This is a genomic window from Archangium violaceum Cb vi76 (genome assembly GCF_000733295.1).
Classification (GTDB): domain Bacteria; phylum Myxococcota; class Myxococcia; order Myxococcales; family Myxococcaceae; genus Archangium; species Archangium violaceum.
This window is the reverse complement of the sequence record NZ_JPMI01000170.1, coordinates 1-482: the sequence shown is the minus strand read 5'-3', so window position 1 is coordinate 482 and position 482 is coordinate 1. Positions and strand designations below refer to the sequence as shown.

Sequence of the window (482 nt, the reverse complement as noted above, 5' to 3'; positions counted from 1 at the left end):
TATAGACCCGAAACCCGGTGATCTAGCCATGGGCAGGTTGAAGGTTGGGTAACACTAACTGGAGGACCGAACCGACTAATGTTGAAAAATTAGCGGATGACTTGTGGCTGGGGGTGAAAGGCCAATCAAACCGGGAGATAGCTGGTTCTCCCCGAAAGCTATTTAGGTAGCGCCTCGTGAATTCATCTCCGGGGGTAGAGCACTGTTTCGGCAAGGGGGTCATCCCGACTTACCAACCCGATGCAAACTGCGAATACCGGAGAATGTTATCACGGGAGACACACGGCGGGTGCTAACGTCCGTCGTGAAGAGGGAAACAACCCAGACCGCCAGCTAAGGTCCCAAAGTCATGGTTAAGTGGGAAACGATGTGGGAAGGCCCAGACAGCCAGGATGTTGGCTTAGAAGCAGCCATCATTTAAAGAAAGCGTAATAGCTCACTGGTCGAGTCGGCCTGCGCGGAAGATGTAACGGGGCTAAACC

At 53.1% G+C, this 482-nt stretch carries 1 rRNA gene; it reads left to right on the top strand.

What is annotated here, in order from left to right:
- Positions 1–482, top strand: a 23S ribosomal RNA gene (locus Q664_RS25000); the annotation flags it as partial.